The 14,751-nt window shown below is 67.3% G+C and carries 15 protein-coding genes and 1 pseudogene; 5 read left to right on the top strand and 11 right to left on the bottom strand.

The features are described 5' to 3' along the window. Positions 1-7: 7 nt before the first annotated feature. Both AC1RUS_RS10380 and rpoH read right to left on the bottom strand, forming a co-directional pair. Positions 8-706 carry an alpha/beta fold hydrolase gene (locus AC1RUS_RS10380; protein ID WP_492915705.1) on the bottom strand — a complete coding sequence of 233 codons (699 nt, stop codon included), beginning with the start codon at positions 704-706 and terminating at the stop codon, positions 8-10. Between the two features lie 139 nt (positions 707-845). Then, on the bottom strand, positions 846-1,742 hold the full coding sequence (rpoH, locus tag AC1RUS_RS10375; RefSeq protein WP_492916288.1) for an RNA polymerase sigma factor RpoH: 897 nt from the start codon (positions 1,740-1,742) through the stop codon (positions 846-848). Between the two features lie 216 nt (positions 1,743-1,958). Between rpoH and AC1RUS_RS10370 the strand changes: the two genes are divergently transcribed. The 3 genes from AC1RUS_RS10370 to AC1RUS_RS10360 all read left to right on the top strand — a co-directional run bounded on the left by AC1RUS_RS10370 (position 1,959) and on the right by AC1RUS_RS10360 (position 3,695). Next, positions 1,959-2,318: a phage holin family protein gene (locus AC1RUS_RS10370; RefSeq protein ID WP_492915702.1), complete on the top strand. Its 360-nt coding sequence runs from the start codon at positions 1,959-1,961 to the stop codon at positions 2,316-2,318. Between the two features lie 212 nt (positions 2,319-2,530). Continuing rightward, positions 2,531-3,055, top strand: coding sequence for a VOC family protein (locus AC1RUS_RS10365; protein WP_492915700.1), 525 nt, complete (start codon positions 2,531-2,533; stop codon positions 3,053-3,055). Between the two features lie 4 nt (positions 3,056-3,059). After that, complete coding sequence (locus AC1RUS_RS10360; protein ID WP_492915698.1) at positions 3,060-3,695, top strand: carboxymuconolactone decarboxylase family protein; 636 nt, start codon at positions 3,060-3,062, stop codon at positions 3,693-3,695. Positions 3,696-3,704: 9 nt separating this feature from the next. Here the strand turns inward: AC1RUS_RS10360 and AC1RUS_RS10355 are convergent. Further along, a pseudogene (locus AC1RUS_RS10355) lies at positions 3,705-3,815 on the bottom strand (hypothetical protein); the annotation flags it as partial. Between the two features lie 163 nt (positions 3,816-3,978). Between AC1RUS_RS10355 and AC1RUS_RS10350 the strand changes: the two are divergent. Continuing rightward, on the top strand, positions 3,979-6,174 hold the full coding sequence (locus AC1RUS_RS10350; protein ID WP_492915696.1) for a putative bifunctional diguanylate cyclase/phosphodiesterase: 2,196 nt from the start codon (positions 3,979-3,981) through the stop codon (positions 6,172-6,174). Here AC1RUS_RS10350 and AC1RUS_RS10345 read toward each other — a convergent pair. From AC1RUS_RS10345 to AC1RUS_RS10310, 8 genes are all read right to left on the bottom strand, one after another. Next, positions 6,158-6,745 (bottom strand): hypothetical protein, encoded by a 588-nt coding sequence (locus AC1RUS_RS10345; RefSeq protein ID WP_492915694.1) that lies wholly within the window; start codon positions 6,743-6,745, stop codon positions 6,158-6,160. The genes AC1RUS_RS10350 and AC1RUS_RS10345 overlap by 17 nt on opposite strands. Beyond that, positions 6,742-7,851 (bottom strand): M48 family metalloprotease, encoded by a 1,110-nt coding sequence (locus AC1RUS_RS10340; RefSeq protein ID WP_492915692.1) that lies wholly within the window; start codon positions 7,849-7,851, stop codon positions 6,742-6,744. The genes AC1RUS_RS10345 and AC1RUS_RS10340 overlap by 4 nt, the downstream gene beginning before the upstream one ends. Before the next feature lie 137 nt (positions 7,852-7,988). Beyond that, positions 7,989-8,678, bottom strand: a complete 690-nt coding sequence (locus tag AC1RUS_RS10335; protein ID WP_492915690.1) for a hypothetical protein — start codon at positions 8,676-8,678, stop codon at positions 7,989-7,991. A 115-nt stretch (positions 8,679-8,793) separates the two neighbouring features. Continuing rightward, on the bottom strand, positions 8,794-9,822 hold the full coding sequence (locus tag AC1RUS_RS10330; RefSeq protein WP_492915688.1) for a threonine aldolase family protein: 1,029 nt from the start codon (positions 9,820-9,822) through the stop codon (positions 8,794-8,796). Then, the gene (locus AC1RUS_RS10325) at positions 9,823-10,239 is read right to left on the bottom strand and encodes a GFA family protein (RefSeq protein WP_492915686.1); all 417 of its coding nucleotides are present in this window, start codon (positions 10,237-10,239) and stop codon (positions 9,823-9,825) included. It lies immediately after the preceding gene. A gap of 20 nt (positions 10,240-10,259) precedes the next feature. Then, positions 10,260-11,399: an epoxide hydrolase family protein gene (locus AC1RUS_RS10320; RefSeq protein WP_492915684.1), complete on the bottom strand. Its 1,140-nt coding sequence runs from the start codon at positions 11,397-11,399 to the stop codon at positions 10,260-10,262. Between the two features lie 226 nt (positions 11,400-11,625). Next, positions 11,626-12,528 (bottom strand): EamA family transporter, encoded by a 903-nt coding sequence (locus AC1RUS_RS10315; protein WP_492915682.1) that lies wholly within the window; start codon positions 12,526-12,528, stop codon positions 11,626-11,628. Between the two features lie 96 nt (positions 12,529-12,624). Further along, positions 12,625-13,230 carry a TetR/AcrR family transcriptional regulator gene (locus AC1RUS_RS10310; protein ID WP_492915680.1) on the bottom strand — a complete coding sequence of 202 codons (606 nt, stop codon included), beginning with the start codon at positions 13,228-13,230 and terminating at the stop codon, positions 12,625-12,627. Between the two features lie 92 nt (positions 13,231-13,322). Between AC1RUS_RS10310 and AC1RUS_RS10305 the strand changes: the two genes are divergently transcribed. Further along, entirely contained in the window at positions 13,323-14,708 is a 1,386-nt protein-coding gene (locus AC1RUS_RS10305; RefSeq protein ID WP_492915678.1) for a carotenoid oxygenase family protein, read from the top strand. Positions 14,709-14,751 lie beyond the last annotated feature (43 nt).

Genomic DNA, 14,751 nt, shown 5'->3' with positions numbered 1-14,751 from the left:
TTATCGCCTATCGCGCCAGCCAGTGCCGCAGCGCCCCGTTCACCGGTCCCGGGGCCTCCATCGGCGTCATGTGGCCCGTCTTGGGGATCACCAGCAGGTGGGTGCAGCCGATGGCCTTGGCCATCTCGCGGTGGCCGGCGGCGGGGGTGATCTGGTCGGTCTCGCCGCAGACGATGGTCAGCGGAACGCGCAGGGCCTTCAGCGCCGCCTCGCCGTCCTCGCGCTCCAGGCTGTTCTGGCGCAGGAACACCTCACGGCCCAGGCGCTGGGTCATCTCGACGATGCGGGTGGTGAGTTCGACGTCGTCCAGGTGCGAGGGATCGACATAGCTCTTCAGGATCGCCTGGCCGATGCCCAGGAATGTCCCGCCCTTGCGCGCGGCGTTGTTGAGCGCCTTGCGCTGGGCGGCGCGCTCGGGGGTGTCCAGGCGGATCGAGGTGTCCAGCAGGGCCAGGCGCTCGATGCGCTCGGGCGCGATGCGGGCGATCTCCTGGGCTACGTAGCCGCCCATCGAGAACCCGGCCAGGGCGAAGGTCGGCTCGGCATCGGCCAGCACCGTCTCCGCGAGGCCCCGGATCGTTTCGCCTTGGGTCAGGTCGGGGACGTGGCAGCGCGCGACGTCGGAAAGGCCGCTGATCTGATCGCGCCACAGCTCGGCGTCGTTGAGCAGGCCGGGCAGGAGGAGGAGTTGGGGGAGGGCGGTCATGGCGACCCTATAATAGATCCTCCCCCTTTGGGAGAGGTGGCCCAGAGGGCCGGAGGGGGTCCTCTCCGGTCTAAGCTGTTGAGGACCTCCTCAGTCGCTCCGCGACAGCTCCCCCAAAGGGGGAGCATCTAGATCGTCGTTACGCCTCGACCATGTTCTTGGCGATGGCCGCCTCGCGCATGGTCTTCTGCAGCTTCTCGAACGCCCGGACCTCGATCTGGCGCACGCGCTCACGGCTGACGCCGTACTGGGCGGCCAGTTCTTCCAGGGTGGTCGGGTCGTCCTTCAGCCGGCGCTCGGTCAGGATGTGACGCTCGCGGTCGGTCAGCTCGACCATGGCCTCTTCCAGAAGAGTCATCCGCAGGGACTTCTCTTCGTTCTCGGCGACCACGGTCTCTTGGCTGACCTGCTCGTCGTCGGCCAGCCAGTCCTGCCACTCGCTCTCGCTGTCCGAACGCAGCGGGGCGTTCAGCGAGGCGTCGGGGCCCGACAGGCGGCGGTTCATCGAGATGACCTCGCTGTCCAGCACGCCCAGCTTGGTGGCGATGGCGCTGACCTGCTCGGGACGCAGGTCGCCGTCCTGGAAGGCCTCGATCTGGCTCTTGGCCTTGCGCAGGTTGAAGAACAGCTTCTTCTGCGCGGCCGTCGTGCCCATCTTCACCAGCGACCACGAGCGCAGGATGTATTCCTGGATCGAGGCTCGGATCCACCACATGGCGTAGGTGGCCAGGCGGAAGCCCTTGTCGGGCTCGAACTTCTTGACGGCCTGCATCAGGCCGACATTGCCTTCCGAGATCACTTCGCCGATCGGCAGGCCGTAGCCGCGATAGCCCATGGCGATCTTGGCCACGAGGCGAAGGTGCGAGGTGACCATCTTGTGGGCCGCGTCGCTGTCCTGATGCTCTTTCCAGCGTTGGGCGAGCATGAACTCCTCGTCCTTGGGCAGCATCGGGAACTTGCGGATTTCGGTCAGGTAGCGCGACAGGCCGCCATCGGGCGACATCACGGAAAGTGAATTCACAGCCATGCTACTAATCCCCTTGAGTTCTATGGATCCGCACGCGGGCCGCGCGCCATCATCCCCTCACGCAGGGTCAGATAGGAACGCGATGCGGCCAAGTTAAGTCCGATAACGCATTTGTAATGTCCGACGTTTGCGCTCGGGTATTGAACGTTCGTGCGGTCCTGGCTTGAACGCCCGCGCCTTCGCGGCGATCCTCCGGCCAGGCTTAAAGACTGAGGCAGAGTCGCGATGGTCCGTTTCATCTTCCGTGTGCTGTTCGCCGCGCTGGGCCTCTATCTGGCCTCCCGCTTCGTGCCGGGAATCTCGGCCGACGGCTGGACCACCCTGATCATCGCGGGCCTGCTGCTGGGCGTCGTCAACGCGGTGGTCAAGCCGATCGTGGTGATCCTGACCTTCCCGATCACCATCATCACCCTGGGGCTGTTCCTGCTGGTGGTGAACGGCGCGATGCTGTGGCTGGTGGCCTGGTTCCTCGACGGCCTGGTGGTCAGGGGCCTGGTCGCCGGGATCTTCGGCGCGATCGTCGTCGGCGTGGTCAGCTGGATCGGCCAGGTGATGATCGGCGATGGGAAGTCGGAGCGGGCGTGAGGCGAGAACCTCGTCCTTCGACAGGCTCAGGATGAGGTTCTCGACTGCCAAGGCTTTGAACTCGTCCTCACCCTGAGCTTGTCGAAGGGCGAGGATCGCGGCCTTGCGAGCACGGCTGTCCCAACGGCACGCTGCCCACGGGCTCCATCCTGATCTAACCTCCAGGCCATGACGCGCCGGCCATGGGACCGGCGTGCGGGAGGAGAACCGGGATGAGCATCGCCGGCGTCAATCACCTGGCCCTGGTCTGCCGCGACATGGCGCAGACCACGAAGTTCTACACCGAAGTCCTGGGCATGCCGCTGATCAAGACCGTGCAGCTGCCCGACGGCGGCCAGCACTTCTTCTTCGACTGCGGCGGCGGTTCCAGCCTGGCCTTCTTCTGGTGGGCCGACGGACCGCCGGCCGCGCCGGGGATCGCCTCGGTCAAGGCGTTCCCCGCCGACAGCCGCACCGCCGTGGGCTCGATGAACCACATCGCCTTTTCCGTCCCCGAGGACGAGCTGGAGACCTGGCGGCAACGCCTGGTCGACGCCGGGGTCAAGACCTTCCCGATGGTGGTCAATCACGACGACAGCGAGATGGGCGTGGCCGCCCAGCCCCACGACGGGGTCTTCGTCCGCTCGGTCTATTTCACCGATCCCAACGGCATCATGATGGAGCTCGCGGCTTTCACGCGACCGTTCACCGCCGAGGACGTCAGGCACGAACCGGGCCGCGTCCCGGCGGAGGCCTGAGCGCGTGCCGCGCCTGCGCGAGGTCCCCCGCGCCGAGGTGAGCGATCCCAAGGTGCTGGCGCTCTACGACCAGCTGTTCGGCGACCGCGATCCGGTGGCCCAGCCCGGCACCGCCACCGGCACGCGCGGCGACTGGTGGACGGTGTTCGCCAACAGCCCCGACGTGCTGATCCACGCCGCGCGCGGCTTTGGCCTCTATCGCGACCCGGCCCGCAAGCTGGATCCCGTGCTGCGCGAGCTGGCCCAGACGCGCGCCGGCTGGACGCGCGGCAGTCAGTTCGTGTTCTCCCAGCACTGCAAGTCGCTGCGCGGCCTGGGCGTGTCGGACGACAAGATCGCCGCCGTGCCGGACTGGCAGGTTAGCGACCTGTTCGACGCCCGGGAGCGCGCCGTGCTGGCCTATGCCGACGGCCTGGTGCTGGACGGCGGCCGCGTCGCCGACGGCGTGTTCGCCGCGTTGAAGACCTTCTTGGACGACGAGCAGATCCTGGAGCTGACCTACATCACCTGTCTCTATGAGATGCACGCGGTGATGGCTCGGGCCCTGCGCCTGGAGTTCGACGACCGCCCCGAGCCGGTGGTCGAGGTCGCCGCGCCGGAAGGCTTCAAGGCGCGGGATTTCATGGATACGGGGCGGTAGTTCCCTCATCCAAATCTTGTCATCCCGGAAAGCGCGAAGCGCTTGTCCGGGACCCAGGGGCAGCCGCACTGCCTTGGCCCCTGGGTCCCGGCTCTCCGCTTCGCTGCGGCCGGGATGACAAGTCTTGTTGGATTTTGGTTGATATTGGCGCTCACCGTAAACGCCCCCGCAAACACTGTGACACCCCGGTGAAGTTTTCGCGAAATGAACGCCGCCAAGCCTCACCATTAGCACCGCGTTAGTCGTGGAAATGGTCCCTCCCTCGCGCAGTGGAGGCGTACCTATGTTCACGTTGCGAGACACCGTTTCTTCCCTGGCGCCGGCGCGTCGCGACGACCTGGGCAAGACGCTCTACGAGCGGTTCCGCGAGGAGCCCGACACCCTGATCATCCCCGTGCTCGACGACGAGGACCGGCCGGTCGGCCTGGTCGAGCGCAACGCCTTCTTCCTGCGCATGGCCGCCGAGTATGGCCGGGCCCTCTACGCCAACCGCCCGATCTCGGCCCTGATGGACGTCGAGCCCCTGGTGGTCGACGCCGACATGGCCCTGGCCGACTTCACCAGCGACAGCCTGTCGTACCGCGCCTCCGACCTGCTGCGCGGCTTCATCGTCACCGACAAGGGTCGTTATATCGGGGTCGGCACGGTGCTGGCTCTGCTGCAGGCCGCCAACGAGACCAACCGACGCGGCGTGGCCGAGCTGGCCGCCGCCAAGGCCGCCGCCGAGCGCGCCCAGACCTTCATGACCGCCGTCGTCGAGGCCATGCCCTCAATGGTCTTCGTCAAGCGGGCCGACGATCACCGCTACGTGCTGCTCAACCGCGCCGGTGAAAAGATCCTGGGCTTCTCGCGTGACGAGGTGATCGGCAAGACCGACGCCGACTTCCAGCCGGCGGAATACGCATCCTTGTATGTTGAGCGCGATCTCGAGGTTATCGAGTCCGGCGAGGTGCGGGTCATCGAGGAGGACCTGGCGCCCCGCAAGGACGGCTCCCTCGCCATGCTACGCACCAAGAAGATCGCCATCGCCGACGCCGACGGCCGCGCCGAATATCTGCTGGGCGTCTCGGAAGACATCGCCGACCGCAAGCGCGCCGAGGCCCAGATCGCCCGCCTGGCCCACTACGATCCGCTGACCGAGCTGCCCAACCGCGTGCTGTTCCAGAAGCACCTGGGCGAGGCCCTGGCCCGCCGGGCGCGCTCGGGCGACCAGCTGGCCGTCCACTTCATCGATCTCGACCGCTTCAAGACCGTCAACGACACCCTGGGCCATCCGATCGGCGACGCCCTGCTGCGCATCGCCGCCGAACGTCTGCGGGGCTGCGTGCGCGAGGGCGACACCGTCGCCCGCCTGGGCGGCGACGAGTTCGCGGTGGTGCAGACGGGCCTGGCCGACATGTCCGGCGCCACGCGCCTGGCCGAGCGGGTGGTCGAGGCCATGGCCGCGCCGTTCGACCTGCAAGGCCATCAGGTGATGATCGGCGCCAGCGTCGGCGTCTCGGCCGCGCCGTCCGACGGCGACGACGCCGACGAACTGCTGAAGAAGGCCGACATGGCCCTTTACCGCGCCAAGGCCGATGGCCGCGGCGCATTCCACTTCTTCGAGCGGGCCATGGACGAGCAGCTGCAGGCCCGCCGAGCGCTGGAGTTGGACCTGCGCCGGGCCCTGCACGCCGGCGAATTCCAGCTCTACTACCAGCCGCTCTATCATCTGGGCGACGATCGCGTGACCGGCTGCGAGGCGCTGCTGCGCTGGAAGCATCCCGAGCGCGGGATGGTCTCGCCCGCCGACTTCATCCCCCTGGCCGAGGAGATCGGGCTGATCGTCCAGCTGGGCGAATGGGTGCTGCGCGAGGCCTGCGCCGAGGCCGCCCGCTGGCCCGACCACGTGCGCCTGGCGGTCAACCTGTCGCCCGCCCAGTTCCGCGACCGGGGCCTGGTGCGCACCGTGGTCTCGGCCCTGGCCGCCTCGGGCCTGCCGGCCCAGCGCCTGGAGCTGGAGATCACCGAGTCGGTGCTGCTGCAGGACAACGCCGCCAACATGACCATGCTGCACGACCTGAAGGCCCTGGGCGTGCGCATCTCGATGGACGACTTCGGCACGGGCTACAGTTCGCTGAGCTATCTGCGCAGCTTCCCGTTCGACAAGATCAAGATCGACCAGACCTTCGTGCGCGACATCTTGAACGACAGCGACGCCCTGGCGATCATCAAGGCCGTGCTGGACCTGGGTTCGAGCCTGGGCATCGTCACCACGGCCGAGGGCGTCGAGACCGTCGAGCAGCTCAACGCCCTGCGCGACCAGGGCTGCGCCGAGATCCAGGGCTATTTCATCAGCCGCCCGGCCCCGGCCAGCGAGATCGCGCGGCTGCTGGAGGTGATCGTCGACCGGCCGGAGGGCGGTGCGACCGTCGCTAGCCTGGAACTAGCCTCAGCGCCGAACGCTAAGCCGGCGGCGCAGATCAAGCGGCGGGCTTGACCGAGCCGATCACGGTGTCCACCTCGGGCAACTCGGCGCCGTAGTAGTGCTCACTGGGGGCGATGTAGAGCACCACGTATAGGCGCTCCTTGTGTTGCGCCACCACGGCGGTGGCAGAGATGTCGAGCCCAGCCTTGGTCTTGGCCTTCAGGTCGAAGCGCACGCCCGAGGTGACCCCAAAACGGGCCGGACGGGGGTTTTCGACTTCTACTCGTTGGTAGTCGAGCGCGGCCATGCTGTCGGAAACGAACTCGATCAGTTCGTTGGGCGACATGCCGGCGCGATAGGTCGGTGTCGGGAGTTCCTTCGCGATGGGGCGGACCATGAACTCACCGGGCGCCAAGCCGTCGGTGACATAAAGCCGGTTGAGCAACGGACCATCCATCGAGAGCAGCCGCACCTTCGGGGGGCGGCCGTTCATCACCGCGCTGATGTCCGACCATTCGTGGCCCAGGGTCACCTTCGCGGCCCCCACGGTGTAGGCTCCCGCCGGGGCGGTGGTGACGCTCACGCAAGCCGACAATGTCAGAACGCAGGTGATCGCCGCGACGCGGAGGGGCAGGTGTTTCATGGGGTGTTTCCTTGCATTAGCGTCTGGAGGCTGGCCTCGACCAGCCAGCGATCCGCCGCCTGAGGCGCGCGGGCCAGATAGGTTTCGTAGGCGTGGAGAGCGTCTGGCTTGTCGCCGGCTTGGACGGCCAGATCGCCGAGGGTCCGCCAAGCGGTGACCGGAGCATCGGAGTGGGTCGTGGCCTCTGTATAGGCTTTGCGGGCCTGAACGAGGTCATCGTCTTGGCGGCGTTGCCGATAGACCTCGCCGCGATAGAAGCCCAGTACGCCCAAATCTTCTCCCAAGGCGCTGAGCCGCTCGATAAGGGCTAAGCTCTGGCCTGGGTCGCGACGGCGCAGATCGTCCTTCAGCCAAGCCGACAAATGCGGCCGTATCATATTGCGATAGGCGTGAGCGTCAGTCGTGGAAGCTTGTGGCGCTTTGGCCGCCAGGGCGTCCAACGCCGCGATACGTTCGGCAGTCAGCGGGTGGCTGTTGAAGATGCTGGCTCGCGCTTCTTGCTCGCGCACCTTCTTGTAGCTGGAGGCCTGGGTCTCGGCGACCTGGCGTCGCCACATCTGCGCCCCGGCGCGTGGGTCATAGCCGGCGGTGACGGCGCGCTGGAAACCGAGGGCGTCCGCCTGACTCTCGTTCTCGCGCGAGAAGCCGAAATAGGCCGAGATCTGGTTCAGATACAGCAGATCGTTGATCGAGCCGGCCGTGCGCATGATGTCGTTGGAGACCTGAACCGAGCCTGAGTTGACCGCTACGCCAGCGGCTACAACGGTGACCGCCACCTGAAAGGCCAGAGTGGTCTGGGCTCGTGACTTCTGGGCGCGATGGGCTTCGAGCGTGTGGTTTTCGGCGAAGTGACTGATCTCGTGCCCAATCACGAAGGCCAGCTGATCCTCGTTCTCGGCGCGCAGCAGCAGGCCCGACCACACCTCCGTATAGCCGTTGGGCGACATGGTGGCGTTCAGGAAGGGCCGGTCCATGACATAGGCGCGGATGTCACCGTCATATTCCGGTGCAAGCTTGGCGACGATCCTGGAGACATAGGCGTTCAAGGCCGGGTCCCGGTTGCGCTCGGCCGACTGGCGGGCTTGCTGTTCGGCCTTGTCGGTCATGGCCCAAATGCCCCCTTCATCAGAGGTCTCGGACGGGCGTAGGTGGGGCGCGCGTGGCTGGGCCTGCACGGTGGTCGTGGCCAGCGTTGCGATCATCAAGACCAACCCCGTCCGCCAGCCGACGGCGGAGGGCGCCATTAGAGTGGGGCGTCTTTCAGCAGGGCTTCGGCGAAAGTCTTGGCCCCTTCGGCGGTGCGCATGTCCGAGCTCGCCCCAGCCACGGCGACGTTAAACCAGACGACCTTGCCGGTGCGCAGGTCTACCAACGAAGTGAATGCCTGCTGAGTGGCCATGGGTATGGCTACGCCCAACATCGCCATGCCGACCATCGCCGCTTTGCGTCCGCCGCTTGAATAGGATCCTCGACCGTAGATGAAGAGGGCGTAGTCGGCGTCATAGGCCGTGGCCAGGGATGACACGCCCGAGCCCAGGGTCCAGTCGAAACCCTTCTTGGTCGGTAGCGAATAGGCGCCGTAGTTGAACGCCTGGATCGAGTTGCCGACCGCCTCGTGCAGACGCAGCAGTTGCAGGGCGCGTGGATCGTTGACCGTAGCGGGGTCCAGCTCCCGGAAGACGTGCTTCTTGTCCTGCGTGGCCAGCTTGATCTCGCGTTTGATGTTGTCGCGGGCTTGGCTGGACCAGTCGGCCCGCGCCTCGGAAATGCCGGTCACCGTCAGCAGCGAAAGCTCGATGTCGGGCTGGATGATCAGGATGCGGGCGCCTGGCGCGGGCCGGGCTGGAGCCTTTTCGGCCAGTCGAGTGCTGGTTGTGGTGCAGGCGGCAAGAAGCAGGCACGCCGAAACGGCGAGCGCACGAAGCATGGACACGAAGCGGATCTCCCCCGAGATGCTTGACCGCGCAGTCAAATGGTCAAGCTTCGCATGCATAGCGAGAATATTTCGGAGCGTCGAGCCTAAAAGTTGCGGAAAATTTTGACGGATTTCACGCGATCTTCTTCAGCGCCGCGCCCAGTTCCTCGACCATATCGGGCGTCGTGGCCCAGGAGCACATGAACCGCGCGGTGCCATCCAGGAAGCGATAGACGAACCAGCCTTCGCCGCGCAGGCGCTCCAGGGCGGGCTCGTCCATGTCGACGAAGACGCCGTTGGCCTCCACGGGGTGGCGGATCGGGAAGGGCATCAGGGCCGCCAGCTTTTGCGCCATGGCGTTGGCGTGGCCTGCACGCGCCGCCCACGGGCCGCCGTCATGGGCCTCGCCCAGCAGGCCCAGCCACGGGGCGGCCAGGAAGCGGCCCTTGCTGACCAGCTGGCCGGCGTGCTTGAGGCGGGCGTCCAAGCGCCGGGCGTGGTCGGGATTGAGGAACACCACGGCCTCGGTCGGGGTCGAGCCGGCCTTGGTGCCGCCCATCACCAGGATATCGACGCCCATCTTGGCGACGCTCTTGAGGTCAAAGCCCGCCGCCACCGCGTTGGCCAGGCGCGCGCCGTCCAGATGGACGCCGTAGCCCTTGGCCTTCACCGGCGCGATCAGCGCGCGCAGGTGGGCCTCATCATAGACCGTGCCGTATTCGGTGGCGGTGGTCAGGGACAGGGCCGCGGCCGGCTGGTTGTAGGACACCTCGGGCCGCGCCAGCGCCGCCTCCAGGGCCGAAAGCTCGATCCGTCCCGACGCGCCCGGCAGGCCGATCAGGCCCACGCCCTGGCCGAAGAAGCCGGGGGCGCCGGTTTCGTCGGTGCAGATGTGAGCGTGCTCGTGGGCCAGCACCGCCTCATGCGGATGCGCCAGCACCGTCAGGGCGAAGGCGTTGGCCGCCGTGCCCGAGGCCGTGAACCGCACCTGGGCGTCGGCGTCCAGCAGGGCGCGGATGCGGTCGGCGGCGGCCGCGCTGACATGGTCCGTGCCATAGCCCGAGGCCGTGCCCCCATTGGCGGCGACCAGCGCCTCCATCACCTCGGGCATGGCGCCCGCCACATTGTCGGAAGCGAAGTCGTAGCGGGGGGGCTGGGTCATCTAGCTCGGTGGGAAGGGTGGGTTCTGCGGGAAGGCCGGAAGGCCCGGATCCATCCGATGCCACGGCTGGGCCTCGCTGGTCCAGATGTGGATGTTGGGGGTCACCGCCGACGGATCATCGAAGCTGCCCAGCTTCACGGGATAGAACGGGCCGACCGTGTCGGAGATCAGCGGCGTGCCGCAGTCGGCGCAGAAGACGCGGTCCACGGCCTGGCCGCTGCCGCCGGGGCTGCTGAAGCGCTTGGGCTGGCCCTTGGTGAAGGTCAGGCCGTCCTTGGGCGCGAGGGCCACATAGTTGGGACCGCCGCCGCTGCCGTACTGGCATTGCCGGCAATGGCAGACGCCGACCCCGATCAGCGGCGCGGTGATTTCATAGCGAACCGCGCCGCATGCGCAGCCGCCCTCGATCTTGCTCATGGTTTTCTCCCCGGCGGGCCTCAGTGGTCGCGGGCCCACGCCCGCACATCCTGCACGAACAGCTCCGGCTCTTCCATCGCCGCGAAGTGACCGCCGCGCGGCATGTCGGTCCAGCGGACGATGTTGTAGGCGCGGTCGGCCCAGCTGCGCGGCGGGGCCGAATAGAGCAGCTCGCCGGGGAAGTTGGCGTAGGCGGTCGGGGTTTCGCAGCGCACGCCTTCGGGCAGGGTGACGCCGCCTTCCTCCATCACGCCGCGATAGTACCAGGCGCCGGTCGTGAAGCTGCCGGTCATCACGTAGATCATGATGTTGGTCAGCAGCTTGTCGGGGCTGAACACCGCTTCGAACGGCTTGTGGGTCAGGTCGGCCCAGTCGTGGAAGCGCTCCAGGATCCAGGCGGCCTGACCGACGGGATTGTTGGCCCCCAGCCAGGCGATGGACTGCGGCTTGGAGACCTGCAGGCGCAGATAGGCGCCCATTACGTCCATGGCGAAGGCGGTGCGCTGGATCCAGGCGACCTCGGCCCCGCCGTCGGGCGGGCCGTGCGGGCGAAAGCCGATCATGTTGAGGTGGATGGCCTTCACATGCGCGGCATGGTCCAGGCCCAGCCACGAGGTGACCAGCGAGCCCCAGTCGCCGCCTTGGGCCAGGTAGCGGTCGTAGCCGAGCCCCTGCGTCATCAGGGTGTTGAACAGCCGCGCCGTCGCCCGCTGGCCGATCGGGGCCTTGGGCTTTCCGGAAAAGCCGAAGCCGGGCAGGGACGGGATCACCAGGTCGAAGGCGTCTGCCGGATCGCCGCCGAACCGCGACGGGAAGGCCAGGGGCTCGATGGCGTCCCAGAACTCGAAGTGGCTTCCCGGCCAGCCGTGTGTCAGCAGCAGCGGCCGCGTGCCCTGGGCTTCGCCGACGACGTGGACGTAGTGGATGTCGAGGTCCTCGATCCTGGCCGTGAATTGCGGGAAGCGGTTGAGGGTCTCCTGGGCCTTGGCGACGTCGAACCCGTCGGCCCAGTAGGCCGTCAGGCGCTTCAGCGTCTCGGCGTCGCACCCATGGTTCCAGCCGCCGCCTTCGGGCGCGACCGGGAACTCATAGGCCCGCACCTGGGCCAGGACCTTGTCGATCGCCTGTTGGCTCCACTCGACCTCGAACGGCGTGGCCATGGCGTCCTCCCTTGTTTTGCGGGGAGGGTCCGGCGGGTGACGCGGGGGAGGTCAAATGAAACTCTGGCCTCCAAAACACTCGTCATTCCCGCCCTTGTGGCGGGAACCTCTCTATCCGCCGCAGGTGCGGGAGGGGCGAAGTGCGCGCACTTCGCTCGCGCTTCACGTGCCCGCTGAACCAGGGGTTCCCGCCACAAGGGCGGGAATGACGGTTGATAGGATGAGCTCAGGTGGCCTTCACCGCCACAAACCGCCCGCGCACCTTCGGCCACAGCATGTTCACCGCCAGGCCGGTCAGCACCAGCGCGGCGGCGCCGAGCTTCCAGGCCGGCAGGCCCTCGTGCAGCAGCAGCGCCGAGGCGCCCATGCCGAACACCGGGATCATCAGGGCCATCGGGGTGATGGTGGCGGCCGGGTGCCTGGCCAGCAGCCAGCCCCAGGCGGCGTAGCCGAACATGGTGTTGCCCACGGCCTGCCACAGCACCGCCGCCCAGGTCAGGGCGTCGGCCGAGCGGACGCCGTGGACGATGGCCGGCCAGCCCTCGACCCACAGGGTCATGAGAAACAGCGGCGGGATCGAGAACAGGCTGGCCCAGACCACATAGCCCAGCATGTTCACGGTGCCGGCCTGGCGCGCGACGATGTTGCCGCCCGACCAGCTGGCGGCGGCCAGCAGCACCAGGGCCACGCCCAGCGGCTTGGCCGATCCGCCGCCGTGCGCGGCGATCAGCACGATGCCCGAGGCGGCCAGCAGCAGGGCCACCACCTGGAACGGCTGCACCTTCTCGCCGCTGATCTTCATGGCCATGCCGATCGTGAAGAACACCTGGGTCTGCACCACCAGCGAGGCCAGACCCGGCGAGATCGAGCCCTTCATGGCCACGAACAGCAGGCCGAACTGCCCCGCGCCGATCAGCACGCCATAGGCCGCCAGGTTCCACCACGGCACGGCCGGACGCTTGACGAAGAACACCATCGGCAACAGCACCAGGGTGAAGCGCAGGGTGGCGAACAGCAGCGGCGGCAGATGGTCGAGCCCGATGCGGATGACCACGAAATTGGTGCCCCACACCGCCACCACGGCCAGCGCCAGCAGGAAGTGGCGCAAGGGCAGGGGCGCATTGTGCATGGGACAAATCCTATCCGAAGCTGAGCTTGACGGGGATTTGGGCCTCCTTGTGCGGCGCGGCAACGGAAACATTGTCTCCGGTGACAATGCTGAAAATCAGGGGCGCGCCAGCCCCAGGCCGCGCAGCAGGGTCGAGAACACCAGCCGCCGCAGCGCCAGCGGATCGATGGACGGCGCCAGCTTGCCGGTGATCTGCAGCATCAGCATGCCGTGCAGCACCGACCAGAACATGTGGCCGATCAATTCGGCGTCGCCTTCCAGCAGGCCGGCCTGGATCATCGCCTCGACGTGGGCGGTCATGGTGCGGCGGGCGCGGGTGAGCGCCGCCTGCAGGTCGGGGTAGTCGCCCTCGGTCGGCTGGTCGAGGTCGAACATCAAGCGGTAGGCCTGGGGTTGCGACAACGCGAAGTCGATATAGGCCATGCCCGCCTGGCGCGACCAGGCGACCGGATCGCCGGACGTGTCCGTCGCCGCCTCCAGCGCCGCGGCGAAGCGGCCGAAGGCGGCCGTGCGCACGGCGGCCAGGATGGCGTCCTTGTCCTTGAAGTAGCGATAGGGGGTCATCGGGCTGACGCCCAGGGCCTGGGCCAGCTCGCGCATGGTCACCGCCTCGATGCCGTGCTCGGCGAACAGGGTCTCGGCGGCCTCGCACAGGCGGCGGCGGAAGTCTTCGACGTCTTCGGAGGACAGGACGCGGGGCACTGAAGAATCCCAGTTGACTCGTATAATCGCTTACAACATAAATTTACACCGTAAACAACGAGCCTTTGAAGAGGCTGACAGGGAGATCGACCATGGACGGCGAGGTTCGCATCAACCCCTATCTGAGCGGCAATTTCGCGCCAGTGCGCAGCGAGGACGACTTCGTGCTGACGGTCGAGGGCCAGCTGCCCGCCGGCCTTTCGGGCGTGCTCTATCGCAATGGCCCCAACCCGCAGTTCGACCCGCGCGACAACAATTATCACTGGTTCGTCGGCGACGGCATGCTGCACGCCTTCACGATCGCCGACGGCAAGGTGAGCTACAGGAACCGCTGGGTGAAGACGCCCAAGTGGAGGACCGAGCACGAGGCCGGCCAGGCCCTGTGGGGCAGCTGGGGCAATCCGATGACCTCGGACCCCTCGGTGATCGGCCGCACCGACGGGGCGGTGGCCAACACCAATGTCGTCCAGCACGCCGGCCGGCTGATGGCGCTGGTCGAGAGCAATGCGCCCTTCACGGTCAGCCAGGGCGACATGGAGCCAGAAGGCTTCGCCGACTTTGGCGGCAAGGTGACGGCCCACCCCAAGACCTGCCCGCTGACCGGCGAGATGGTGTTCTTCGCCTATGCCGACGACCCGATGCCGCTGTCCAGCAAGGTCAGCTGGGGCGTGGTCGACGCGGCCGGCACGCTGCTCAAGCGCGAGACGTTCGAGGCGCCCTATTGCTCGATGATCCACGACTTCGCCGTCACCCGCGATTACGTGGTGATCCCGGTGCTGCCCCTGACCGGCAGCCTGCAACGGGCCATGGGCGGCAAGCCGGTCTTCGCCTGGGAGCCCGAAAAGGGCGGCCAGCTGGCGGTGATGCGCCGCAGCGAGGGCGTATCCAGCCTGCGCTGGATCGAGGCCCCCAAGGGCTATGTCTTCCACGTGATGAACGCCTTCGATGACGGTGAGCGGATCATCGTCGACGTCATGCGCTACGCCTCGGCGCCGCTTTTCCCCAACGCCGACGGTACGCGCGGCGAGAACGCGGCGGCCTATCTGATGCGCTGGACGATCGACCTGACCGCGGGAACGGTGACCGAGACCGCCCTCGACGACCTGGCCGGCGAGTTTCCGCGCTTCGACGAGCGGCTGTCGGGCCTGCCCTATCGCCACGGCTGGTTCGTCGGCCAAAGCCTCAAGCCCGGCGATTTCCGCTCCAATGTCATCGCCCATATCGACCTGGAGACCGGCGTCCGCACCGACTGGACCGTGCCCGAGGGCGACGCGATCTCGGAGGCGGTCTTCACCCCGGCCTCGGCCGACGCGCCGGAAGGCGAGGGCTGGCTGACGGCGGTGGTCTATCGCGGCCAGCTGAACATCAGCGAGCTGGTGGTGCTGGACGCTCAGGACGTGGCGGCGGGGCCGGTGGCGAGCGCCAAGCTCCCGAGGCGGGTGCCGTTCGGGTTTCACGGGAATTGGGTGTCCAACTAATCTTGTCATCCCGGAAGCCTCACAGAGGCTGTCCGCGACCCAG

This window comes from Caulobacter sp. GW821-FHT10F06 (assembly GCF_058809215.1).
The sequence above is the reverse complement of the archived record's forward strand: the minus strand, read 5'-3'. Positions and strand labels throughout refer to the sequence as shown.